Origin of the sequence: Membranihabitans maritimus, assembly GCF_021729145.1 — a bacterium.
GTDB classification, from domain to species: Bacteria; Bacteroidota; Bacteroidia; order Chitinophagales; family Saprospiraceae; genus Membranihabitans; species Membranihabitans maritimus.
Genome location: NZ_JAJSLW010000012.1, coordinates 121,713 through 146,173 on the forward strand (window position 1 = coordinate 121,713; position 24,461 = coordinate 146,173).

Consider the following 24,461-nt stretch of genomic DNA (forward strand, 5'->3'; position numbering starts at 1 on the left):
AGATTTTTATGGATTTGGCGCTGATGCCTTTACAACTCCGGATATAATTTTCGCAGCATTCTCTGCTTTGCTTTCAGAATTATCAGTTTTTGCCTTTTTAGAAGATCCGATTTTTTCTGCAGCTTTTTGCACCTTTGGATTGGACTTAAACTCTAAATGTGATTCTTTAATTTCGTTGGCTATTCTATTTTTGACTGCTTCCTCTGCTGCTTTTCGCTCTGCTTCTTTTTTGTCTATTTCCTCTTGCTTTTCTAAAGACACAATTCTTTTCTTCAATTGTACTTCTGTGTTGAGCATATCTTCCAGTTTAGTCTCTTTAGATTTTATGCGTTCTTCTATCATAGACAATTTGGCTTTGCGGATTTGAGCTTCCAATTGACCATCTGCATTTTGGATCTTACTTTCTTGAAATCCCAAATTGCTCTTATCCCTGGAAATGGATTTTTCCATACGCTCAATCGCTGATTTTAATCCGTCAAGACGTCTTTTTGTTTTATCTAAAGGTGAATTGCCCGCACTGGCTTTCCCGTATTTTTTCTCTTTTATTTCCTTGAAAAGGCCATCTAGTTTATTCCAGATAGAAGATTGGTCTTTTTTCGTAAAATTGGATTTTTTAAATTTCTTTTGGACTTGTTTTAGTTCCTCAAATAAATGTCTAAGTGATTTTCCGTCTTCAATCTTACTTTTGATGTCATCCAACTTTTCTTCAAAAAAAGCTTTGTTTTTTTCAGATTCTTTTGAAAAAGATTCTTCAGCTTTCGAACGTAATTCTTTTAAATTACTAAAGAGTTCATTCGTCCTTTTGCGAATATCATTTCCGTGTCGTCGTGCTAAATTTTTTTCACGAATTTGTTGCTGAACTTTGTTCCAGAAATTTTTCATGTTGTTCCAGGTATCCTGGCTAAATTCCTCTAACTGTTCGATGGTTTCTTCCAATTCATTAAGTTCGTGGCTGTAGGTGTTTTTTAATCTTTTGGAGAGGACGAGAAAATTCCATTCCGCCTGGGCCATTTTGATCAGATCGTCCCGTTCTACTTCATATTCCTTTGGCAAGAGGGCATTGGTTAATGATAATTCCTTTTCGAAATTTTCACTTATTTCGGGAAATACAACATCATCAGACCCATTCCTCCATTGATTTCTAACTAAATTATCAAATTCTTCTGAGACATTTTCAGCCTTCATTATTTTTACTTCATAACTCCCTTCATCTTCATTCAGGTCTATGGTAATAAGTACTTTCTGAGCATCGTCTTTTTTACCCCAAAAAACTAATCTGTCTTTCATATCAACATCCGTATTTAAATTCTTTCCTTTTACTGTAAAATACACTTAAATGTGTTTTTTTAATCCTATACATCTGATAAATTTAAGAATATTGCTGGATAAATATTTTTGATTTTATCTTAATATATACATTTAGTTGGATTCTGTAGATATTTCAATTCAAAATCTTTGTTGTTTGTTCCCAAAAAACCATAGAATTGATAAAAGATTGGTCATTACTTCGAGATGTCAAGAGGAAATATAAGCCGTAGAGAATAGAAATTAGTTATCTGTTCCTGTGTGAAATTGTTTCTCATAACCAGTAAAAAAAATAGCCAATTGGATGTATATCCCCAACCGGCTATTTAATCTTTTATAGATATGGGAAAGTTAAGTTAAACTTCTGCAAATTTGTTTTGGACCATGTATTGTGCAATTTGTACCGCATTAGTTGCAGCTCCTTTTCTTAAATTGTCTGCAACTATCCACATGTTCAGTCCATTATCTATAGATTCATCTCTGCGTAACCTCCCAACAAAAACATCATTTTTACCCTTGGCAAATAGTGCCATAGGGTATTCATTTTTTTCTGGATTATCAACCACTTGCACTCCGGGAGTATTATTTAATAATTCAACAACCTCATCGATGGTATAATCATGATTGAATTCGACATTTACCGATTCAGAATGCCCACCATGAACAGGAACACGAATAGCTGTAGCAGTTATGCGGATAGAATCATCTCCCAGAATCTTTCTCGTTTCATGAACTAATTTCATCTCTTCCTTGGTGTAGTTATTTTCTAGAAAAATATCACAGTGAGGAAGGCAATTGTCAAATATGGGATAGGGGTAAGCAGGATCATCTACTTTTTTACCCCTTTTTTCTGCTTCGTATTGACGGACAGCTTTTACGCCGGTTCCTGTAATGGATTGATAAGTGGATATTACCAGTCTTTTAATACCGAAAGTTTTATGCAATTGAGATAGTGCCAAGACCATTTGAATGGTAGAGCAGTTAGGGTTGGCAATAATCTTATCGTCTTCGGTGATTTCAGAAGCATTTATTTCCGGAACAACTAATTTTTTACTTGGGTCCATTCGCCATGCGGAAGAATTGTCAATAACCACGGTACCTACCTCAGCAAATTTAGGAGCCCATTCTTTTGATGTGGATCCTCCTGCAGAAAAAATAGCAATATCGGGTTTGGCTTCAACCGCTTCATTTAATCCTATTACCAAATGAGTTTTTCCTTTTACTGTAACCTCTTTTCCAACAGATTTTTCAGACGCAACAGGAAGAAGCTCTGAATATGGAAAATCGTATTCTTCCAGGAGCTTGCATATTTCCTGGCCGACCATACCTGTTATACCAACAACTGCTAATTTCATTTATTTTTCCTATTTTATACGTAAAATTAAAATGGGCGTAAAGATAAGATTTTTTATTACTTCTAAGCCAATACTATGCCTTATAATTTTTACTTTACATTCTACGGATTAGCCATATTTTTCATAAGAACGGTGTGTCTACTATTTTTTCAATTGGAAATTTGTGTTAGCCATGCTCAGAATTGTCCTGAATCTGCATTTGTCCAACCGGAAAATTGGGAAGGAGATACTCATCATTTCGAATTCAACAATACAAATGCTTCCCTAAATGCCGAAGGGCCTGGACGCAGTATCATTTTTAATAAAATCGGTGACAATATAGGTTATATTGAATTAACCGTTAGCATGGACTTCCCTCCATCTTCATCAAATAGACTGCTGTTTGGTTTGACAAATAATAGTGATCTGGGTGAAGTCAATGATAAATTAACTTTTTCAATTGGTCAAAGTGGAAGTAATGATGGATTAATTGTTTCTTCAGTATCTAAAGGAATTGAGAAAAACCTGGACACGATTCGGTTTGTGGATTTTGGTGAGGGGGCATCGGCAGTAAAAATAGGGGTGGGTTTGGGTGAAAATGCTTTAACGATTGTGTTAAATGACCGGTATTCAGTAGATGTCAAAATACCCGATACCATAAGATTGAGGTCCCTAATGTGGTTTTTTATTCAATGTGAGTATACGAAGACCCGGTCTGATAAATTTCATTTTGGTCCATTGTATTTTGTTGATAAAAAAGAGGATTTGATAAGCGATTTGCTAGGTTTAGGCGAATTGTTAATCAGTGAATTCTACTTACATTCTGGTGAAAATTTTTGGTTTCTTGAGATATATAACAATACCGAATCAGACCAGTGTATTTCGAATTTGTCATTACATAGCGAACAAGGTGAAATCAGGCTGCCGGGCCTAAGTCTTAAACCGTTTCAATATTCTGTAGTAACCAATAAAAAGGATTTCGTAGACATACCGGAATCTATTAATTTATTTGTGATAGATGCTGGAAATCTCATCTTGGGGAAATGGATCTCACTCTTTCAAAAAGAACAGCTATTACACCAGATGATCATTCCTGATACCTTTAATTTTGAAGGGGGAAAAACATTGGAGTTGGTAGATACTGGTCAACCGTGTAGAATTATTGGAAATTATAAAGCATCTAAATTCAAGCTAGGGACGGCGGGCACAGAAAATAGTTGGTTTATATTGACTGATGAAATTTCTAAGCCTGAGTTGATTTCAAATTCTTCGGATAAATTGGAAATTATTTGGCCGTATTTAATTGATGACTTGTCATTTTTCACCTCTTTCATGTCTGCCAATAAACCATTTCGCATTATTACAAATGAATATCTTAAAAATAGATTAGAGATTATACCGGAAAAAGGGTATCAATTTACAGCCGGCGATTGGATAAGGGTTAATGGGAATTATGTAAGTTCCTGTAACGAGTATGCAGGCTTGATGGATACCACATTTATACTTCAATTCCCCAGGTCGCCAAATCAAAATGAGTTGAAGATAACGGAAGTAATGTTTGATCCTACTCCGGGATGCCCTGAATATTTGGAAATTACAAATACCAGTAAAGAATTAATTAAAGGAAATAATTTAGTAATTGGAAATATGAATGAAAATTATCCGTTAGAATTAATAGAAACGTTAACGCCGGAAAGATCATATGTTCTTACCAGAGACATTGAGCATTTTTCCTCCTGCTATCCCCAAGCTGAAATGAGTAGGGTTTTTGAATGTAAAATCATGCGCCTGAATAATATGGGCATGAATATAGAATTATTAGTAGGTAAGGACTTAATTGTGGAAAAAATAGAATACTCACCAGACGATCATAATCCATTTCTTGAAGATTCTAAAGGCATTTCTCTGGAGCGGGACTTGTCAGGTTCAACAAGTACTTTTTGGCGATCCGGACTGGTACAACATAATTACACCAGTCCTACATTCTTGCCTGGGATCGAAAAATATAGTAGTATACATTTTTCATTTTCAAGTGAAGTTATTTCTCCAAATGGAGATAATTATCAAGATCAATTAGAAATTTCCGTGGCATCTGGAGGGGAAGCAGGGAACCTAACTATTGAAATATTTAATATTAATGGTCATCTAGTAAATTCACTGGTAAATTCCAGTCCTATCCAGGGAGGAGAAAAATTTTATTGGGACGGTAGGGATCATAATAGGAAATTACTGGAAGAAGGAATATATTTGTTTTGGATCTATTACTTTGACTGGACCGGTCAAAAAAATATTGATAAGAAAACATGCGTATTGTCAAGAAATTAAGACAATTTTGGTTGTGGTTGGAAAGTGTTTTTCAACTAAGGTGGCTTACCTGGCTTATTGGGAGTTTAGTGGTCTTACTAACTGGGATTTGTGTAATTCAACCCGAAATACCCTTTATTCGATGGATTTCGACTCAGACCGTACAAATTTTATTAACCTGGCTTGTTATAGGAGTTGGGTTTTTATTATTGCGAGCAAAGAACTTATCCTTTGTAAGTCTGGCAGGATGCGGAATTTTGTGTTTGTTCCTAAAGAATGCATCAAATATTACATTAAATGCTCCCGATCCGGTATTGGACTCCAAAGCTCACTTTACTTTACTTCACATGAATATGTCAGCTTTTCAGGAAAATGTTGATTCCAGCCTTTCGACCATCTGCGATCTTGATAAGGATATTTTAATTTTCCAGGAATTTACGCCACAATGGTTTGCACATGTGAAGGGAAGGTTTGATTCTTTGTATAACTATAGTTTTGAATTTACCAGAATGGATGACTATGGCCAAATGATCTATAGTAAGTATCCGATCATCCAAAAAGATACATTTTTTGTTCATGAAGTGCCAGTTGCTAAGCTGAAACTTAAAATAAATGAGGAATATGAACTCACCCTTTTATCGCATTATAATTTGCCTCCCCTGACCGATTCTTATAAGCAAACATCCAAATTAGTTTTTGGTAAGCTTTCGGAAATTATTTCGCAAACGGAGGAACCTCTATTGTACGCGGGAACTCTAAACTATGTTGCCTGGGATAATGAAATGGTGAAATTTAGATATAATTCATTATTACGCGATAGTAGGCGGGGATTTTTCCCTTCGGTATATGACGGTCGTTTATCTATTTTTGATTATCCGGTCGATCATATTTTTTATAACCAATTTCTCGATTGTATTCAATTCAAAAAGATCGAAAACAGCGATAATAAAAAGATTGGTATAAGAGGGGAGTATCAAATGAAAACACATGAACAAGTTTTTCGGGGAACGGATTCATCGGATTAAGGTAGCAATTGATGGGTTATGGAAATTTTTCTTTTCCGGAGTTCATGCCAGGATACATCTTTCATCCGCAGTAATAGTTATTCTACTGGGACTGTATTTTGATCTTTTACCGTGGGAGTGGGTCGCTTTATTAATAGCGATCGCTATGGTAGTGCAGGCAGAAATATTCAACACCGTTTTGGAAGAATTTATGGATTTTGAGCATCCGGGTTATCACAGTAAAATAAAATATATGAAAGACTTATCTTCAGCTGCTGTTTTGGTCTGTGCAGTTTTTGCTTTTGTAATAGGTTTAATTATTTTTATCCCCAAGATCTTATGACTCATTCTATAGAAAAAAAATTATATCCCTTCAGTGATCTCGATTTGCATTTATGGCATGATATCATTCAATTGCGTGAGCGGGTTTTTATCGTTGAGCAAAGGTGTTTGTATCAGGAAGTGGATGGAAAGGATCCTTATTGCCATCATATTGTATTTTATTGCGATAATAATTTGATAGCTTATACCAGAATAGTTCCCGGCACCCTGGCCGCTCAAGTGCAGGGTGGTAAAGGCCTGCCTTCTATAGGTAGGGTCGTAGTCAAAAAAGAATTCAGGGGACAAAAAATGGGGTATACTTTATTAAAGTATGCTATTGAAAAGACCAAAGATATTCACGGGGACAGGTCTATTTTTATTTCAGCCCAACAACACTTAAGCGGATTTTACTCAAATTTAGGATTTGAAACCATAGGAGAACCTTACCTGGAGGTTGGTATACCACATTCGCCAATGGTATTGCTGTGAAAATTGAATTCCATTGGTTCTTTTCTTAATTGACATTACAGATGAAAATAAAGACTGAATATGGCGAGGACTATTTCTATTAATAAATTTAAGGAAAAATTCATCAAAATTGATGAGGCCAATATCAATTGGCAAAATACACCATCACAAATTTATCCGATTGAATTAATAACCAAGTATCTAAAAGTTCCTTTTCCCCTCATTCAGTCCGAACAAAATATTTTGATCTATATCAAATCAGGGAGTATTCAAAATCAAATTGATACACAAACCTGGTCAATTGATACACCTTCTATTCTTTTTATTTCATCCGGTACATTTCATTCTTTAAAGATGATTGGTGAAAATTTAAAAGGCTATTTGTTATTGATAGAGAATAAAGTTTTTAATGCTATTTTCAATGCAGAAACAATTCTTAATCTATCATTGATTCACCCAGTCCTGTCCCTTGATAATAGTGAGTGTGAATGGATGACAAATCTATGTGACTTACTGTATGAAGAGGTTTGCAAAGCAGAGCCTAATAGGAAGATAGGGCACGGATTGATGCAAGCAATACTTTATAAGACTTTAGAGCTTTCACAAAGTTTTAAGTTATTGCCAAGAAACCAGCAAATTGCTATTTCATTTAGGGAACTGGTTAATATTCACTACAAAAATGAAAAAACTGTTGGGTTTTATGCCAGTAAATTAAATATCTCATCCAATTATCTCAATAGGTGTGTGCAATCAATTTACCACCGTAGTGTCAAAGAGATAATAAATGAGATTGTAATTTTGCATAGTCAAATTCTGATTCTGGAGTCAACCAGGGATATTAGTGAAATCTGTTATGAAGTTGGTTTTGAGGATCCCTCACATTATTCGCGTGTTTTTAAAAAGTTTATTGGAGTTTCACCCAGTGATTACCGAAAGAGAATAATGCACGATTCATCCTAGTATAAGCCCGATTTTGACAATATCAAGCCTGACGGACTCCTTAATTTTGCTACCCAGTACAAATAGCAATGATATTATGGAACAAATGAAAATATTTTTATTGGGTGGAACGGGAAAAACGGGCTATGAAGTTTTAAAACAGTTGGTTGATAGAAAATACTCGATTACAGCTCTGGTGCGTAATCCATTAGGATTTAATCTCGATGGTATTGAAGAGGCAAAAAGGCAGCAGGTTACTATTGTCAAAGGAAGTGCATTGGATAAAGATACGCTTGAAGATAAAATGGGAAAGTGTGATTTGGTTATTTCTATTTTGGGAACAGGTACGAAAAATGAGTATACAGAAATTTATTCGGAGGGAGGAAGAAACATCCTCGAAGCAATGAGGATAAAAGGAGTGAAAAAGTTGATAACTATCACATCCGGGTTAATCGATATGAGCGATCCTTCTACCGATAATTTTTTTCTGAATCGCATTATACGTCCTAATTTCAATAAGATTTACTATGATCAGACAAGATGGGAAACAATTCTTGACGATACGAAGGATATTGAATGGATGTGTGTGCGTCCTACGTATTTGACAAATGGAGACCCTACAGGTGATTATAGAGTAAAAGAAAGACATTGTCCTATTGGCGGACGAAAGATTAGGCGTTCGGATCTTGCAGATTTCATTATAAAGCAAATTAGCCCAGAACCATTTATTTATAAAAAGCCGGTACTAGCGTATTGAATGTCTGATCACCGGTCGGAGATAAGGAAGTTCATAAAACTTCTTACTTATACTTGTCGGAAAAAAAGTATACTCAGTAGATGAATAATTGGTTTTTATCAATTTAATTACTTTAAACTAAAATTCATTGTATTATTTAACTGTGTCCATTATCTAAATGATTAAATTTGCCGACAGTCCTGATCACTGTTCAATGTAAGGTGTTGTAGGACTATATTCTGAGGAGAATATAGTTGTTCAGAATGGTGAGGTCTGATTTGTTTAATTTTTGTTTTGATAATTTGGTTTTCGATTTTACTACAAAATATCTTAATATGCGATTTATATTCCTCGTCTGTTTTTTATCGTTTTATTTAAGTGGCAATTCACAAACTACATTTTCACTTTCCCAGGCTGTTGATTATGCATTGAATAACCAGATTGCTTTAAAAAAGACGCAATTGGATATTGAAGATGCCAATTATCAGATCAAAGAAATTCTGTCCCAGGCAATTCCTAAATTAAATGGCTCTGTAGAGTATCAACGATTCTTACAATTGCCTACGCAAATTCTCCCTGAAGGATCTTTTTTTGAAGGAGATCCTGGTCAGGGGATACCGCCAAATCCCGAAGAAGATCTTGAAGTTCAGTTTGGTGTGAAAAATAGTTTAAGTGCAGGTCTATCGCTCAGTGCATTGGTTTTTGACGGGAGTGTTTTCGTCGGTATTCAGGCATCGCGTTTAGCCCGGGAATTAGCTCAGTCACAGGTAGCACTTACAGAACGGGATGTGGAAGAGAATGTTAAAAAGGCCTATTTGGCTGTATTAATTGCCAAAAGGAGTCGGGAAATAATTGAACTGAATATTCAAAATCTTCAAGAAACGCTTAATGAAACTGCTGAAATGTATAAAAGCGGCTTTGTCGAAAAACTAGATGTTGATAGATTGCAATACTCGCTTTCAAATCTGGAGATGGAGTACAATAATAATGAAAATATGATTTTTGCATCCAAGAATGTTTTGAAGCTACAAATGGGATATCCCATGGAAGATTCTCTTATAGTTTCAGAATCATTGGATGAATACACGGATGTACAGAGTTCGGTCTCTCTGGCATCGCAAAAATATAGTTTTGAAAATCGTCCTGAATACAAACCCTTGGCCGTTACCGAAGAACTCAGGGAAATGGATATTAAGCAACTTAAATTTGGATATATTCCCAAAGTTTCACTGTTTGCAAATTACAATCAGCAATTACAAGCCAATAAACTTACGGATGGCAAGTGGTTCCCTTCTTCGATCGTAGGAGGTACTATTGATATTCCCATTTTCGATGGACGAGACCGGGCGATGAAGATTCAGCGAGCCGAAATAAGATTGCAGCAGCATCAATTAGACGTAGAGGAAACAAGAAGGGCTATGCTTCTGGAAGCTGAAAATGCCAGGAGAGATTTTATAACAACTTTGAACCGCGTACAGGATAGTGAGGATAATTTGGAGTTGGCTCAGGAGATTTTTGATGTATCACAAATAAAATTTAGGGAAGGGGTAGGATCCAGTGTGGAAATGTCTCAATCCGAATCCTCATTTTACCAGGCACAAAGTGTCTATATAAATGCTTTATATGACTTTATTATTGCAAAAACTAATTTAGAAAAAGCAATAGGTGAATTGTAAAAACAAATCAATGATGAAATATCTTAACTTTATAGCTTTAGTAGTATTTTTTCTCTCTTGCCAGCCGAATGCGAATGAAGAAAGTGGTACTTCTGACATCAACTCTATGGATGTAGCCCAGTTGAAGGCATTATTGAACGAAAAAAAGTCCCAGGTACAGGGAATGGAAGCCGAAATTGATTCAATTAATAAAAGGTTGGAAGACCTGGGCCAAAGTATGGGGACTAGAAAAGAAGTGCAGGTAACTGTATTGCCAATCAAAAATGAAACTTTCAAACACTATATTTCTATTCAGGGGTCTTTACAGGCTGATGATGTAATCGCTATAAATTCAGAAGTAAATGGAAGGGTTGTGGAATTTAACATCGAGGAAGGTGACTATATCAAACAAGGAGATTTGGTGGCTGTTCTGGATATGGAAAGTTTGAATAAGCAAATGGCGGAAATTGAGAAGTCATATGAATTAGCTAAGGATGTATTTGAACGGCAGAAGAGATTATGGGATCAGGAAATTGGCTCAGAAGTACAATACTTGCAGGCAAAAAATGAGAAGGAGCGATTAGAGAAGAGTATAGAGACACTTGAATACCAAAAGTCACAAGGAAATGTTTATGCGCCTGTTTCCGGGATAGTTGATGAAATTTATGTTCATTTGGGAGAAATTGCCTCTCCAGGAGCCCCTATAGCCAATATCCTGGACGTTCGGAGGTTAATTGCTAAGGCGGATGTTCCCGAGAATTACCTGGGAAGTGTACAAACAGGGGATGTAGTGGATGTTTATTATCCCTCTCTAGACTTTGAATCATCAGGAAGAGTAGTATTAATTGGCAATAAGATAGACGCTGCCAACCGGACATTTAAAGTTGAAGTCGTGGTACCTCGATCAAACAAAAATCTAAAGCCAAATTTGCTTACGGAGATTAAGATCAATGACAAGACAGAGGAAGATGTGGTAGTTATCCCCATCAATGTTATACAACAAGAAATCAATGGAAAGGAATATGTTATGATTGCGGATACGACCGCAAGTCCTCCTGTAGCTAGAAAAGCTTATATAGAACGGGGGGATTCTAGTAGTGACGAAGTAGTAGTAGAAAGTGGGTTGACACCAGGTATGAAAATGATCCATATCGGATCCAGGACCGTAGGTAATGGTGATCCCATAAAGATTATCGATCAAGCAGCACTTCCCGATAATGAAAACACAACTGACAGATGAGTAATAATAAAATAGTAGATAAAGTCAAAGACGGTCTGCGGGAATTTGGATTGTCCTCATTTTCAGTGGACAATGCGACAAGTATATTTTTACTTGCACTTATGATTTTTATTTTTGGTCTTCGGTCTTATAACAATATGCCCAAAGAGCAATTTCCGGAAGTATCTTTTCCGACCGTATATATAAATACTCCTTATCCTGGAAATACAGCTGCGGATATTGAAAATTTGATTACAAGACCCATTGAACAGGAACTACAGAGTGTATTGGGGCTGGAAGAAGTGTCATCCAATTCTATTCAGGATTTTTCGGTTATTATAGTCGAATTTAGCCCTGATATGGATATTGATGAAGCGGTAAGAAAAGTAAAAGATGCTGTTGACCTTGCCAAAAGTGAACTACCCAATGATTTGTTAGATGATCCCCAGGTAATGGAAATAGATTTATCGGAGATACCAATTTTGACGGTGAATTTATCAGGAGATTTTCCGGTAGACCAGTTAAAATCTTATGCCGAAGACCTGGAAGATGAATTTGAAAATCTAAGCCAGATATCTGAGGCGAATATCAAGGGTGCAAGAGAAAGGGAGATTAAAATTGATATGGATTTGCCCAAAATGGAAGCATTAAAAGTATCATTTAGTGATGTAGAGAATGCTATTAGTTCTGAAAACCTGACCATGTCTGGAGGTGAGATTGTTGTTGATGAATATCGTCGTGGTGTAAGGGTGATTGGGGAATACACCAGTATGGATCAGATTCTTAATACAATTGTAAAGAGTGAATCTCAAAGACCTATATATTTAAAAGAAATTGCGAAGGTTATTTATGGATATAAGGAGCTATCGAGTATAGCCCGTTCCGATGGGTATTCGGTTGTATCAGTAGATGTAATCAAGAGATCAGGTGAAAATTTAATTGCTGCTGCTGATGAGATAAAAAAGATCGTAAAAGAAGCAGAAAATACCTTTTTACCTACTGACCTGAAAGTGAGTATCTTCAATGATCAATCCGAAAACACAAAAAGAGAGGTAAGTAACCTTGAGAATTCGATTATATCAGGGATGATTTTGGTTATTCTGATCTTATTATTTTTCATGGGGCTTCGAAATGCTTCTTTTGTTGGTATTGCTATACCCCTATCCATGCTTATGGGAATAATGTGGTTATCTCTGACGGGTGTGACGATAAATATGGTTGTTTTGTTTTCCCTAATTTTGGCTTTGGGGATGCTTGTAGATAATGCGATCGTGGTGGTAGAAAATATATTTAGATATTTTCAGGAAGGGTATTCCGCCAAGGATGCTGCCAAGTACGGGGTAGGAGAGGTGGCTGTGCCTATAATTGCCAGTACTGCAACTACTTTAGCCGCTTTCGTGCCTTTGGCGTTTTGGCCGGGAATTTTTGGTGAGTTTATGAGTTATTTACCTATTACTTTAATTTTGGTATTGACCTCTTCTCTGATCGTGGCTTTAGTAATTAATCCGGTTTTTACTTCCCGGTTTATGAAAGTAGATGAACGGTTGGATAATGAACGTAAAAGAAAAAGAAAGCGAAAGAATTTGTTGATATTCTCGGGAATTTGTTTGGCCTTAGCTGTTTTATCTCATTTTAGCGGTATTGAATGGATGAGAAATATCCTGGCTATTACAACTATACTTACGTTATTGAATTATTTCGTGCTTAGAAGGGCTTCTTTTTATTTTCAGGATAAAATTATGCCTGGTTTGGAGCAGATGTACGATTGGTTTATTTCGAAAGCGTTGTATAAAATGGCTCCTGTCTTGGTATTCCTGGGAACATTCGTGTTGCTTATTGTGTCCATTGTACTTTTAGCAATGAATTCTCCAAAAGTGGTTTTCTTTCCGAAAGGAGAACCCCTCTATATAAATGTTTTTGTAGAATTGCCATTAGGAAGGGACATTACAGCCACGGATCGTGCGGTAAAAATAATTGAGGGAAGAATAGATAAAGTATTGGATCCCTATGATGAAGTTGTAGAGTCAGTATTGACGCAAATTGGAGAGAATACATCTGATCCCAATGGAGAACCAGAGCCTGGTTCCTCACCCCATAAAGCACGAATTACGGTAACATTTGTGCCGGCAGATGAACGGCATGGTGTGAAGACTTCCAAAATAATGGAAGAAATCCGGTCAAGTTTAAATAGTTTCCCCGGTGTACAAATTGTAGTTGATCAAAATGCCGCCGGACCCCCTGCCGGAAAACCAATAAATATTGAATTGCAAGGGGAACATATCGATGAATTGGCACAATTATCCCAGGATTTGATTACTTATATAAATAATCAAAATATTTTGGGTATTGAGGAATTACAAGCTAATGTTGAAATCGGGAAGCCCGAGCTGCTCATTCATATTGATCGTGAAGCTGCCAGAAGATATGAATTATCTACGTTAGCAATTGCGGATGCGATTCGCACATCTATTTATGGAAAAGAAGTATCAAAATATAAGGAAGGGGAAGATGAATATCCCATTCAATTGAGACTGGATGAAGAGTATAGAAATGACATTAGTGCATTAATGAACCAGAAAATCGTCATAGGTGAATCGCAGGTTCCGATCTCGACAGTATCTGATATAGAATATTCTACAACTTATAGTTCTATCAATCGTAAAGATCTTGAAAGAGTAATAACTATATATTCCAATGTATTGGAAGGGTATAATGCGAATGAAGTTGTAGCACAGATAAAAGAATCAATGAGCGGATTTGAGTTTCCTGACGAAGTGAGGTACTCATTCACCGGAGAGCAAGAGCAACAGGCTGAAGACCTGGCTTTTCTGAGCGGAGCTTTTCTGGGAGCTGTCTTTTTGATTTTTATTATACTTGTAAGCCAGTTTAATTCAATTGTATCACCGTTTATAATTATTCTTTCTGTTTTATTTAGTACCATTGGAGTATTTCTCGGATATGTAGTCACAGGGTCTGATATTACAGTTATTCTGACAGGTGTGGGTATTATATCGCTCGCAGGGATTGTGGTAAATAATGCTATCGTACTTGTTGATTACATTAATCTTTTGGTAAAACGGAAAAGACTTGAGAATGGATATGAGTCTATGTGGGAACTGGATAAAGAGGATGTGAAACAAATGGTTATAAAGGGAGGTGCTACCCGATTGCGGCCAGTACTTCTGACTGCTATTACAACTGTTCTGGGGCTATTACCCCTGGCATTAGGATTGAATATCAATTTTTTTACATTAATTTCGGACCTGGATCCGCAGTTTTTTATTGGGGGAGACAACAAGGACTTTTGGGGACCACTTGCATGGACGGTTATTTATGGTTTGACGTTCTCTACTTTCCTTACACTTGTCGTTGTTCCTGCCATGTATTGGTTGGCTTACAGAGCCCTCTTCTGGTGGAAAAACCGCGATACTAAATTAGAGGTTGAAGAGTCTTGAAAGATTGCGCAAATTAATTAATGTTTGACTAACAAACAGAGAGTAAGATAAGAAAGGTTACTAATCGGTTTTAAACCCGGCAGTAACCTTTTCTGTTTAGTAAGTACTAAAATATCATAAAATGGTAAATCTTGAAGATATAAGGAGAGAGTATGAACATCCGCCTTTAATGGAGGAAGAAATGGATGAAAATCCGGTTGTCCAATTTCAAGAATGGATGGATTTAGCTATTAAATATTATAAAAGTGATTCGAATGCCATGATATTATCTACGGTTTCAGGTTCAGGGCAACCTTCATCACGGACTGTTCTGCTCAAAAACGTAACAAAAGCAGGGTTTGTTTTTTATACGAATTACAATAGCAGAAAGGGGAATGAAATTCTTTTAAATCCGCATGTAGCTTTGCTTTTTTATTGGCCCGGATTGGACCGTCAAATAAGGATAGAAGGTAAGGCTGAAAAAGTGGGTTCGGAGATTTCAGATAAGTATTTTAACTCTCGTCCAGAGGGTAGTAAAAAAAGTGCTATTGTGTCTCCCCAAAGTGAGGAGATTGAGGATTTCCTGGCATTTAAAGAAAAATGGGAATTTTTGGTCGATAAAGAAAATTTGGAAAGACCTGAAAATTGGGGGGGGTATGAAGTGTTTCCGGATTATTTTGAATTTTGGCAAGGCCGAAAAAACAGGTTTCACGATAGAATAGCCTATAAAAAAATAGACAAACATGAATTTAAATTTCAAAAAGTTCGGTTAGCTCCATAGAGTTTTGTAGAATTTTTATTTGTTTTTGTCGAAGAAGTATCATTTTTATATTTTTATTAACAAACACTTACGGGATAAAAGCATTAATTTTAATATGTATCAAGAGAGAATGAAATGAAACGGATTAATAAATCGTTAAAACACTTATATGATTGACCTTTTTTTACACTTATTTTTACATTAAACAAATAAAAATAGCTATACAATGAAAAAGACTTTAATCATACCTGCTTTAGTAGCCTTAATTGTTACAGGTTTAACTATCGGGATTTATGATTTTACGAGATCAGAATCCAAACAAAAAATTGATTTTCAAAATGAATTAGACGCGCCGGTCAATAATGTTCTGTATACTATGGACGAAGATGGAAATACGGTCCCTCTGGACTTTACTACCACTTCGAAGAAGGTCATGCCGGCCGTTGTGCAGATTAACGTAGAAATTTCTGGGAGAGTAGCTAATCGAGGACGGGAACTTAGGGATCCTTTTCAGGAGTTTTTTAATGATGACTTCTTCCAGGATTTGATTCCGAGAGGTGAAAGGCGCCAACAGAATGAGAATAGACAGGCCCCAGTAAGACAAGGGAAAGGATCTGGTGTGATCATTAACTCTAATGGTTATATAGTCACTAATAACCATGTAGTGGAAAATGCCTCAAAAGTAGAAGTGATGACGAATGACCAAAAAACCTACAATGCGGAAATCATTGGGACAGATCCTTCCACGGATTTGGCTTTGATTAAAATAGATAAAAAGGACTTACCTCATGTGAAAATGGTTAATTCTGATGATGTGGAGGTAGGAGAGTGGGTATTGGCTATCGGTAACCCACTTAGTTTCAATAGTACTGTAACTGCCGGAATCGTAAGTGCTGTCGGAAGGAATATTAATATTTTTGACAGGAATGAAAATCCTTATGCCGTTGAAAGTTTTATCCAGACTGATGCAGCTATTAATAAAGGAAATAGTGGAGGAGCTTTAGTTAATTTAAATGGAGATTTAATTGGTATTAATGCTGCGATTGCAAGTCCTACGGGGTATTATTCAGGATATGGGTTTGCAATCCCTTCTAATTTGGTGAATAAAGTAGTAGATGATTTGCTAAATTATGGAGAAGTTCGAAGAGCAATATTAGGAGTATCAATAATGCCGGTGAAAGTTGCAGATGCCCAGGGTAGAGATGTAGATGCTGAAGAGGGAATTTATATTGATAGTATTGTAGAGAATTCTTCCGCTGATGATGCCGGATTGGAACCTGGTGATGTAATTATTGCCCTGGATGGAGATAAAATTACCGAGTTACCTATATTACAAGAAAAAATTGCGAGTAAACGGCCGGGAGATAAAGTAGAAATTACAATTGATCGTAATGGGAAAGTTGAGGATTTAATTGTAACACTTAAAGGCTTGGATAAAACAAGACCTGAATTAGTTGCTTCTCATTCCGGTGTTGAAAAAAAATTAGGAGCAAAGTTTTCAGCGTTGACTGATGAAGAAAAAGAAGAATTGGATTTGGATTATGGAGTAAAGATTGCTGAATTAAAGCAAGGAGTTCTTTTTCAGAATACAAATTTAGATGAAGGGTTTATTATTTTAAAAGTGAACGATACCCCCGTAAAATCTGTTGAACAATTGGAATCCATTTTAAAGGAAAGAGAAAATTCTGGCGTTTTAATTGAAGGTGTTTATCCTTCTGACCCGGATAAGAAAATCTACGAAGCATTTGGAATGAAGTAGAATGTGTTAAAGCGAGTGACGTTAGGAAAAGGCCAATCCCGAGATTGGCCTTTTTTATTTATATATTAATGTAAATTGAAAAATGATAAAGGAATTAATTAGAGCGAAGTACGACTATAGTTTTGAAAATGAGTTACTGGAAGAAATAGAAAAATTTGGAATCTATGTAGAAAAAGAACGCGGTGAAGAATTAATTAATAGCGGTGAATACATTAAGTACTTTCCATTGATTATTACAGGAATTATCAAGATTGTCCGTGAGGATGAAGATGGTAAAGAGATCTTATTATATTATTTGTATCCTGGAGATACATGTGCCTTAAGTCTGACCTGTTGTATGTCTTCTCGTCGAAGTACCATAAAAGCAGTAGTTGAAGACGATGCTGAAATTATTCTTATTCCAATTGAGAAAATGGATGAATGGTTTTCTTCTTTTGGGTCCTGGAAAGGTTTTGTAATGTATACGTATCAAAATCGTTTTGATGAGTTGCTTCTTACGATTGAAGAACTTGCATTTAATAAAATGGATCAAAGGTTGTGGGCTTATCTTGAAAAATTAAAGGATGCGAAAGATAGTTCGATGCTTCAAATTACGCACTCTGAAATTGCAAGGGATCTGGGAACATCAAGGGAAGTGATTTCTCGGTTATTAAAGCAATTGGAGAAACAAGGTAAATTGGATTTATTTAGGAACCGAATTCAGTTGAATGTACAATAGCTTTTGTTATAGTTCCTACCCGTAACCTAATCATGACTTTCTATTTTCCTACCATTGAAATGCATTCAGTATTTGGTTGGGTAGGAATTTATCCTTATGTGACAGGAAGCACAAAATGTTACAACTATATTTTTAACTTTTGTGTTTCCATATAAAACGCAATCAAGATGAATTTAATTCTCGATCCATGGCCGTGGTATATAGTAGGTCCGCTTATTACAATTACGATGGTTATGTTTTTATATTTTGGTCAATCTTTTGGAATCTCTTCCAGTCTCAAGCATATGTGTACTGTGGCAGGTGCCGGTAAGTTCTCGGATTTTTTCAGATACGACTGGAGAGATAAGTCTTTTAGTTTGGTTTTTGTTGTCGGATTAGTAATAGGAGGGTGGTTGTCTGCTGCGTATCTAAATGGTAATCAAGCTGTTGATATTTCTGAGGCAACTCGGCTCGCTTTAGAAGGATTGGGGATTAGCGACTTTAATCACTATGCACCGGATGATATATTTGCCAATAAAAGTATAGGAAACAATATTCCTCTACTGATAATTGGAGGGGTATTGATAGGTTTTGGGACGCGTTATGCAAATGGTTGTACATCCGGCCATGCCATTATGGGTTTGGCTAATCTTCAATGGCCATCCCTTCTCGCAGTAGTCGGATTTTTTGTTGGTGGTCTAATAGCTACTTTTGTACTGCTCCCTATTTTTATCAATTAAATATTACCAGGTAATGAAGAATATACCTTTTCTGATTTTAGGAATCTTTTTTGGCATTGTGCTTTCAAAAGGAGAAGTAATCTCATGGTTTCGAATCCAGGAAATGTTTCGTTTTGACGGTTTTCATATGTATGGTGTAATTGGATCGGCTGTTGTTTTGGGTGCTGTTGCAATTAGAAGTATAAAAGCACTTGGAATAAAGGATCGATTTGGTGTAGAAATTAGTCCTGCTCCTATTGAAAGAAATTTTAAGCAATATATTTTTGGTGGAACGATTTTTGGATTGGGCTGGGCCCTGACTGGAGCATGCCCTGGTCCCATATATACGTTGATCGGGTACGGTTATTGGGGGTATGCTATTGTTTTGATCAGTGCAGTTGCAGGAACTTTTTTATATGGCATTTTAAAACCTAAATTGCCTCATTGATCCCCAATTACTATATTTATAACTTTTTATTTATCTGTGTTTTGAAAATGCAGAATTTTACGTATAATTAAGTATTTAAAATAAATCCTGAAGATGCCGATACGTAAAATTTTCCTGGAAGAAAAAGATATACCATCACAATGGTACAATATTGTGGCAGACATGCCAAATAAACCTAAACCTCCTTTACATCCTGGAACTCTTGAACCTATTACGGGTGAAGCTTTAGCACCCCTCTTCCCTGATGAATTGATTAAGCAGGAAGTAAGTACTGATAAATGGATCCCTATTCCGGAGGAAGTAAGAGATGTATACACTTTATGGAGATCAACTCCTCTATATCGTGCCTATGGTTTGGAAAAAGCCCTGGATACACCGGCCAAAATTTATTATAAATACGAAGGTGTAAGTCCTTCTGGTTCACATAAACCTAATACTGCAGTGCCCCAGGCTTACTTCAATAAAAAAGCAGGTGTGAAAAAGATTACTACTGAAACGGGTGCCGGACAATGGGGAAGTGCACTTAGTTTTGCCTGTAATTTGTATGGTATTGAATGTGAAGTGTACATGGTCAAAATTTCATACCATCATAAACCTTATCGCAAAACAATGATGAATACCTGGGGAGCAAATGTAATTGCATCACCTTCGAATCTCACTGAAGCCGGGAAAAAAATATTAGCAAAAGATCCTGATTCTCCGGGTTCATTGGGAATTGCAATATCAGAAGCTGTCGAGAAAGCGGCCCAGGATGAAAACACGAAGTATGCATTGGGTAGTGTCCTCAACCATGTGTTGACTCATCAAACAATAATTGGACTGGAAGCAGTAAAACAAATGGAAATGGCTGGTGATCTCCCAGATGTTGTAATCGCACCCTTTGGAGGGGGATCCAATTTTGCGGGATTATCATTCCCGTTCCTGCGATTAAATTTTGAAGAGGGTAAAAAGATCCGGTGTATTGCAAGCGAACCCGCATCGTGTCCTAAATTAACCAGGGGGCAATTTCGATACGACTTTGGTGATGCGGTTGGAATGACCCCTTTAATTCCTATGTATACGTTGGGACATGACTTTGTCCCAGCTCCCATTCACGCAGGTGGATTGAGATATCACGGAGCCGGTGCTATCGTTAGTCAATTACTTCACGATGGACTCATAGAGGCACAGTCGCATATGAATAAGGAAGTATTTGAGGCGGGTGTACTTTTTGCGAGAACCGAAGGTATTATTCCTGCACCTGAAGCGACTCATGGAATTGCCACGGCTATCCGTGAGGCAGAGCGATGTAAAGAAGAAGGAAAAAAAGAGACCATCTTATTTAATCTTTGTGGTCATGGCAATTTTGATATGAAGGCGTACGAGGATTATTTCGATAAAAAAATCCAGAACCACGAATTGACAGAGGAAGAAATCAAGTCCTCTTTGGGCGCATTAAATACCCCAATGGTGGAATAGTTTGGTTCGACTAAAATAAGAAATAACCTATCCCCACCTGATAGGTGCGGTCGAATTGATCTGATGTTCCTGTGATATTTCCATTAGCATCAGTATGAACTACTTCTCCGAGATTGGTAAGGCCATGGTTATAATGAAATTTTAAAAATAACTTATTCAGATGAATCTTAGTACCAAACCAGGTACCCAGATTGGGAGATTCGAAAATACTAATTTTCGGCCGTCCCGCATCTTGAGGAGTTTTATAATATTCTGATAATTCAATACCATTGTTGATCCCTGCATTGAAAGATAAAAAGCTTAGGATTTTATACTCAATTCCAGCAAGTATATCTATGTAATTAATGCGTGCCTCAAAGGAGTGGTTATGAGTGGATAAAGTTCCTTCAAAACCTTTTTGGGAATATTGCCCTTCCAGTATTATACCTAACCGATCAGTAAAGGAGTATTTCGCTTGCACCCCTGCATAGATTCCATTTTTAACGGTGTAATTCTGGGGACTACTTGAGGTGTTTTTTAAGGTAGAAAGGTTAATACCAAAGCTAGGTGCAAGACTGAATTGACCATGAGAGATTGACAAAAATAAAAAAGAGAATATGACCGTATATACTGATTTCATAAGAGATATTTATTCTATTAATGTTATATAATTAACTATAATAAATGGTACGTTAGTGTCATCGTGTCAGGAATTAACAATTTAAAATAAACTTAATTGTAAAGAATCTCTCAAGTGTGAATCTTCCGGACTGTTTTTTTCCCAATATGGAATCTTAAGAGTCTTTTTTACTCGGCCGGTAGAGGACATGAGTTGACCGGATTCGGGATAGGTTTCTTCCCATTGAAGAATTTTATGGGGAAAGGCTGTAGAAAAAGTTATAGACAGATTTCTATCTAGATCGGGGTAGGTGAGAGAAAGGGTAGTAGTATCTGTTTGTGTCGATTTTGAAACAATACATGTATACGCTTTGGTCTTAGTGTGTTTTAGACGTAGATAGAAAAATCCGGGTATGATTTTGTGTTCTCCGGTTTCAGGAAGAAGGTCTGGACTTATTCTGATCATCGACCAAAAATCATCCTCTAGCCAGGTCTTTTGTATTTCCAAATGATTTGATTCCCCTTCGAAATAACTTTTTATTTCTACTTCGAATCTATTTTTATTGAGTAATTCCATGTAGGTGTGGCCACACCACTCCTGCGAAGAGGAGGTAACTTTTATAGAATGATTTGGGTGACGCACCGGTAAGAAAGTACTTGTCATCATAGAATAGGGATAGATACCAGTGTTGAACTTTTTAGTAAAATTCAATTTAAGCACGGAAATATCTTGAGGTGTTGGATTTTCTGTTTTGACATATTGAGTAGGAGAAAAGGGTTCCGTGACGTAGATAAGGATTGCATCGCCTTTTCGTTGATGTCCATATCGTACCTGGTTAAGTTCGTAACTAGAAATTTCTGCTGTACCCTTATACCAGTACTCATTGAATGAAGAAGGTGGAGAAAAGTTGCTTTTGAATTGGGAATTACATCCTGATGCGAGGCAAAATACAATAAACTGGAACATCAAATATTTCATGTCAAATTATAATTACTTTCTTTAATATAGAGATTTTGCCCAACAATTGTTGTATTACATTTTGAAAAGTTGTTGAAAAATTAAAATCTATTTATGGTGTTCATAATTGCATAATTCAGTTTGAAGAGTCAGGGAACCTTGGATTTGTGAAATATTGCATTTAATCTTTTCTTTTCTAAAGAAGAAACTGACAATATTGGTTGGAATCCGTATCAATCTTGATATTAACATTCAGACGCGATAAACCTTTCAATGGTAGTTGTTTAATACCAAAAATTATTTTTTGGATTTCAAAAAAATAAAATATTCTTGATACTGATCTGTTGGTGATCATATCCAAATTACTTATCTTTTGAACATTAATAAAATTCATAAAATTTTATGGAATATTTGACTTTTGATAAAGAGTCATTGGTGAATTTAGAGTATTCCTTAAACCGGGAAATTTTAAGTACTAATCGAGCAGGAGGGTACTTGAATACCACTTTGCCGTTGTGCAATACTCGCAAATACCACGGACTTTTAGTGCTTCCATTAAAGCAGTTTAACGAAGAAAATTTTGTCTTGCTGTCGGATTTGGATGAAACCATTGTTACAGAGGAACGGAATTTTAATTTGGGATTACATAAATATCCCATGATTTATAGTCCGAGAGGACACAAATATCTTATAGATTTTAAATACGCTCCGGTTCCTACTCTCTGGTACAGGGTGGGTAATATTGTCGTAAAAAAGGAATTGATTTTTGTACATAACCAGGAGAGGCTGTTAATACGATATACAATAGAGAAGTCGCCGAATTCTTTTGAAATGCGATTCCAACCATTTTTGGCTTTTAGAAATACACACGATCTGACAAAAGCCAATATGACTGCTGATACCCGTTTTGAACAAATTGAGAGAGGTGTTTCTTTTTGTCTTTATGAAGGTTTCCCAAGGCTTAATCTTCAGTTGAGTACTGATAATGAATGGATTTCCTGCCCTGATTGGTATTACAACTTTGAATATAAAGAAGAAATTGATCGGGGGTATGCTGGACATGAAGATCTGTTGGTCCCTGGTTTTTTTGAACTAACTGTTTCCCAGGGAGATGTGTTTGTGTTTTCTGCGTCTACAGCGGTTCATAAATCCAGGTCTTTTACCAGGAAATTCAATAGTGAATTAAAGAAAAGGCCACCAAAAAATACTTTTGAAGATTGTCTGAGGAATGCAGCTTCTCAGTTTGTAGTACAAAATGGAAAAACGCAGATTATTGCCGGGTTCCCCTGGTTTGGAAGATGGGGGCGGGATACTTTTATTGCACTACCGGGACTGACAATCAGTTTGGGGGATACAAAAACTTGTTTGGCTGTACTCGATTCGATGGTGAAAGAAATGGATAATGGTATTTTCCCAAATACTGGTAAAAATAACGAAACGCTATATAATTCAGTTGACGCACCGTTGTGGTTTTTTTGGGTTTTACAACGTCTTATAGAAGCAGATATTGATGAAAATCTAATTTGGGATAAATATGGTCCAGTAATGAAAGAAATATTGACCAATTTCAGGGAGGGTAGTATTTATTCTATTTCGATGCATGAAAATGGTTTAATCTGGCAGGGAGAGAAAGGGATGGCCCTGACCTGGATGGATGCGGTAATTGAGGGTAACCCTGTGACACCACGTACCGGTTATGCTGTGGAAATCTGTGCGTTGTGGTACAATGCGGTTTCTTTTGCGGTAGATCTTGCGGGGAAGTTTGAAGACCGGGAGTTCCTTAAGGAATGGCAATCTATTCCTGCACTTACCAAGGATTCCTTTTTGAAAAAATTTTGGATGGAAGACTTGAGTTATCTTGCTGATTTTGTGGATGAAAAGGGGCAGAACGAAGATATGAGACCTAACCAGATTTTTGCTATTTCCTTACCATATTCCATGGTTAGTCTGGAATTACAAAGGAGGATTATTGATCGTATTCGAATTGAATTATTTACAGAAAAAGGGCTGAGGACATTGTCGCCAAAGAGTACTCATTACAAGGGTCGTTATGAAGGGAGTCAAATCCTTCGTGATAAAGCGTATCATCAGGGTACCGTATGGCCCTGGTTATTGGGCCACTTCTTTACTTCCTATATAAAAGTTCACGGCAAGGATGCAACTATTCCTCTTGCAGAAGAGGTGTTGGAATCATTTCAGGAAGATATGTTGTCATACGGAATTGCTTCCATTGCAGAAGTTTATGACGGGGATCCACCCCATAGACCAAAAGGTGCTATTTCACAGGCCTGGAGTGTGGCGGAGGTGATCAGGATTTTAAAATTTGTTCAAAAACATAATAGTTAA

At 36.5% G+C, this 24,461-nt stretch carries 20 protein-coding genes; 16 read left to right on the forward strand and 4 right to left on the reverse strand.

What is annotated here, in order from left to right; genetic code table 11:
* Positions 1 to 6: 6 nt before the first annotated feature.
* Positions 7 to 1,287 (reverse strand): hypothetical protein, encoded by a 1,281-nt coding sequence (locus LVD47_RS15360; protein WP_236978435.1) that lies wholly within the window; start codon positions 1,285 to 1,287, stop codon positions 7 to 9.
* A 374-nt stretch (positions 1,288 to 1,661) separates the two neighbouring features.
* The gene (locus LVD47_RS15365; RefSeq protein ID WP_236978440.1) at positions 1,662 to 2,660 is read right to left on the reverse strand and encodes an aspartate-semialdehyde dehydrogenase; all 999 of its coding nucleotides are present in this window, start codon (positions 2,658 to 2,660) and stop codon (positions 1,662 to 1,664) included.
* A 75-nt stretch (positions 2,661 to 2,735) separates the two neighbouring features.
* Between LVD47_RS15365 and LVD47_RS15370 the strand changes: the two genes are divergently transcribed.
* From LVD47_RS15370 to LVD47_RS15440, 15 genes are all read left to right on the forward strand, one after another.
* Positions 2,736 to 4,964 (forward strand): T9SS type B sorting domain-containing protein, encoded by a 2,229-nt coding sequence (locus LVD47_RS15370; protein WP_236978441.1) that lies wholly within the window; start codon positions 2,736 to 2,738, stop codon positions 4,962 to 4,964.
* Positions 4,943 to 5,968, forward strand: a complete 1,026-nt coding sequence (locus LVD47_RS15375; RefSeq protein ID WP_236978443.1) for an endonuclease/exonuclease/phosphatase family protein — start codon at positions 4,943 to 4,945, stop codon at positions 5,966 to 5,968. The genes LVD47_RS15370 and LVD47_RS15375 overlap by 22 nt, the downstream gene beginning before the upstream one ends.
* Entirely contained in the window at positions 5,931 to 6,290 is a 360-nt protein-coding gene (locus LVD47_RS15380; RefSeq protein ID WP_236978445.1) for a diacylglycerol kinase family protein, read from the forward strand. Before LVD47_RS15375 ends, LVD47_RS15380 begins: the two co-directional genes overlap by 38 nt.
* Positions 6,287 to 6,757 (forward strand): GNAT family N-acetyltransferase, encoded by a 471-nt coding sequence (locus tag LVD47_RS15385; protein ID WP_236978447.1) that lies wholly within the window; start codon positions 6,287 to 6,289, stop codon positions 6,755 to 6,757. Before LVD47_RS15380 ends, LVD47_RS15385 begins: the two co-directional genes overlap by 4 nt.
* A 60-nt stretch (positions 6,758 to 6,817) precedes the next feature.
* A complete protein-coding gene (locus LVD47_RS15390) occupies positions 6,818 to 7,696 on the forward strand; it encodes an AraC family transcriptional regulator (RefSeq protein WP_236978448.1) in 879 nt (292 codons plus the stop codon).
* Positions 7,697 to 7,781: 85 nt separating this feature from the next.
* On the forward strand, positions 7,782 to 8,432 hold the full coding sequence (locus LVD47_RS15395) for an NAD(P)-dependent oxidoreductase (protein ID WP_236978450.1): 651 nt from the start codon (positions 7,782 to 7,784) through the stop codon (positions 8,430 to 8,432).
* A 314-nt stretch (positions 8,433 to 8,746) separates the two neighbouring features.
* Entirely contained in the window at positions 8,747 to 10,087 is a 1,341-nt protein-coding gene (locus LVD47_RS15400) for a TolC family protein (RefSeq protein WP_236978459.1), read from the forward strand.
* A 10-nt stretch (positions 10,088 to 10,097) separates the two neighbouring features.
* The gene (locus LVD47_RS15405; protein ID WP_236978461.1) at positions 10,098 to 11,306 is read left to right on the forward strand and encodes an efflux RND transporter periplasmic adaptor subunit; all 1,209 of its coding nucleotides are present in this window, start codon (positions 10,098 to 10,100) and stop codon (positions 11,304 to 11,306) included.
* Positions 11,303 to 14,740, forward strand: a complete 3,438-nt coding sequence (locus tag LVD47_RS15410) for an efflux RND transporter permease subunit (RefSeq protein ID WP_236978469.1) — start codon at positions 11,303 to 11,305, stop codon at positions 14,738 to 14,740. The genes LVD47_RS15405 and LVD47_RS15410 overlap by 4 nt, the downstream gene beginning before the upstream one ends.
* Positions 14,741 to 14,861: 121 nt before the next feature.
* Positions 14,862 to 15,500 (forward strand): pyridoxamine 5'-phosphate oxidase, encoded by a 639-nt coding sequence (gene pdxH / locus LVD47_RS15415; protein ID WP_236978474.1) that lies wholly within the window; start codon positions 14,862 to 14,864, stop codon positions 15,498 to 15,500.
* Between the two features lie 205 nt (positions 15,501 to 15,705).
* Positions 15,706 to 17,238, forward strand: a complete 1,533-nt coding sequence (locus tag LVD47_RS15420) for a Do family serine endopeptidase (RefSeq protein WP_236978476.1) — start codon at positions 15,706 to 15,708, stop codon at positions 17,236 to 17,238.
* 82 nt (positions 17,239 to 17,320) lie between these two features.
* Complete coding sequence (locus LVD47_RS15425; RefSeq protein ID WP_236978477.1) at positions 17,321 to 17,956, forward strand: Crp/Fnr family transcriptional regulator; 636 nt, start codon at positions 17,321 to 17,323, stop codon at positions 17,954 to 17,956.
* A gap of 167 nt (positions 17,957 to 18,123) precedes the next feature.
* Positions 18,124 to 18,675 carry a YeeE/YedE family protein gene (locus LVD47_RS15430; protein ID WP_236978479.1) on the forward strand — a complete coding sequence of 184 codons (552 nt, stop codon included), beginning with the start codon at positions 18,124 to 18,126 and terminating at the stop codon, positions 18,673 to 18,675.
* Between the two features lie 13 nt (positions 18,676 to 18,688).
* Positions 18,689 to 19,102 (forward strand): DUF6691 family protein, encoded by a 414-nt coding sequence (locus LVD47_RS15435; RefSeq protein WP_236978481.1) that lies wholly within the window; start codon positions 18,689 to 18,691, stop codon positions 19,100 to 19,102.
* Between the two features lie 93 nt (positions 19,103 to 19,195).
* Complete coding sequence (locus LVD47_RS15440; protein WP_236978483.1) at positions 19,196 to 20,560, forward strand: TrpB-like pyridoxal phosphate-dependent enzyme; 1,365 nt, start codon at positions 19,196 to 19,198, stop codon at positions 20,558 to 20,560.
* Between the two features lie 10 nt (positions 20,561 to 20,570).
* Here the strand turns inward: LVD47_RS15440 and LVD47_RS15445 are convergent, their stop codons facing one another.
* A complete protein-coding gene (locus LVD47_RS15445) occupies positions 20,571 to 21,179 on the reverse strand; it encodes an outer membrane beta-barrel protein (protein WP_236978485.1) in 609 nt (202 codons plus the stop codon).
* A gap of 81 nt (positions 21,180 to 21,260) precedes the next feature.
* Positions 21,261 to 22,136 (reverse strand): hypothetical protein, encoded by an 876-nt coding sequence (locus LVD47_RS15450; protein WP_236978486.1) that lies wholly within the window; start codon positions 22,134 to 22,136, stop codon positions 21,261 to 21,263.
* A 381-nt stretch (positions 22,137 to 22,517) separates the two neighbouring features.
* Between LVD47_RS15450 and LVD47_RS15455 the strand changes: the two genes are divergently transcribed.
* Complete coding sequence (locus tag LVD47_RS15455) at positions 22,518 to 24,461, forward strand: amylo-alpha-1,6-glucosidase (protein WP_236978487.1); 1,944 nt, start codon at positions 22,518 to 22,520, stop codon at positions 24,459 to 24,461.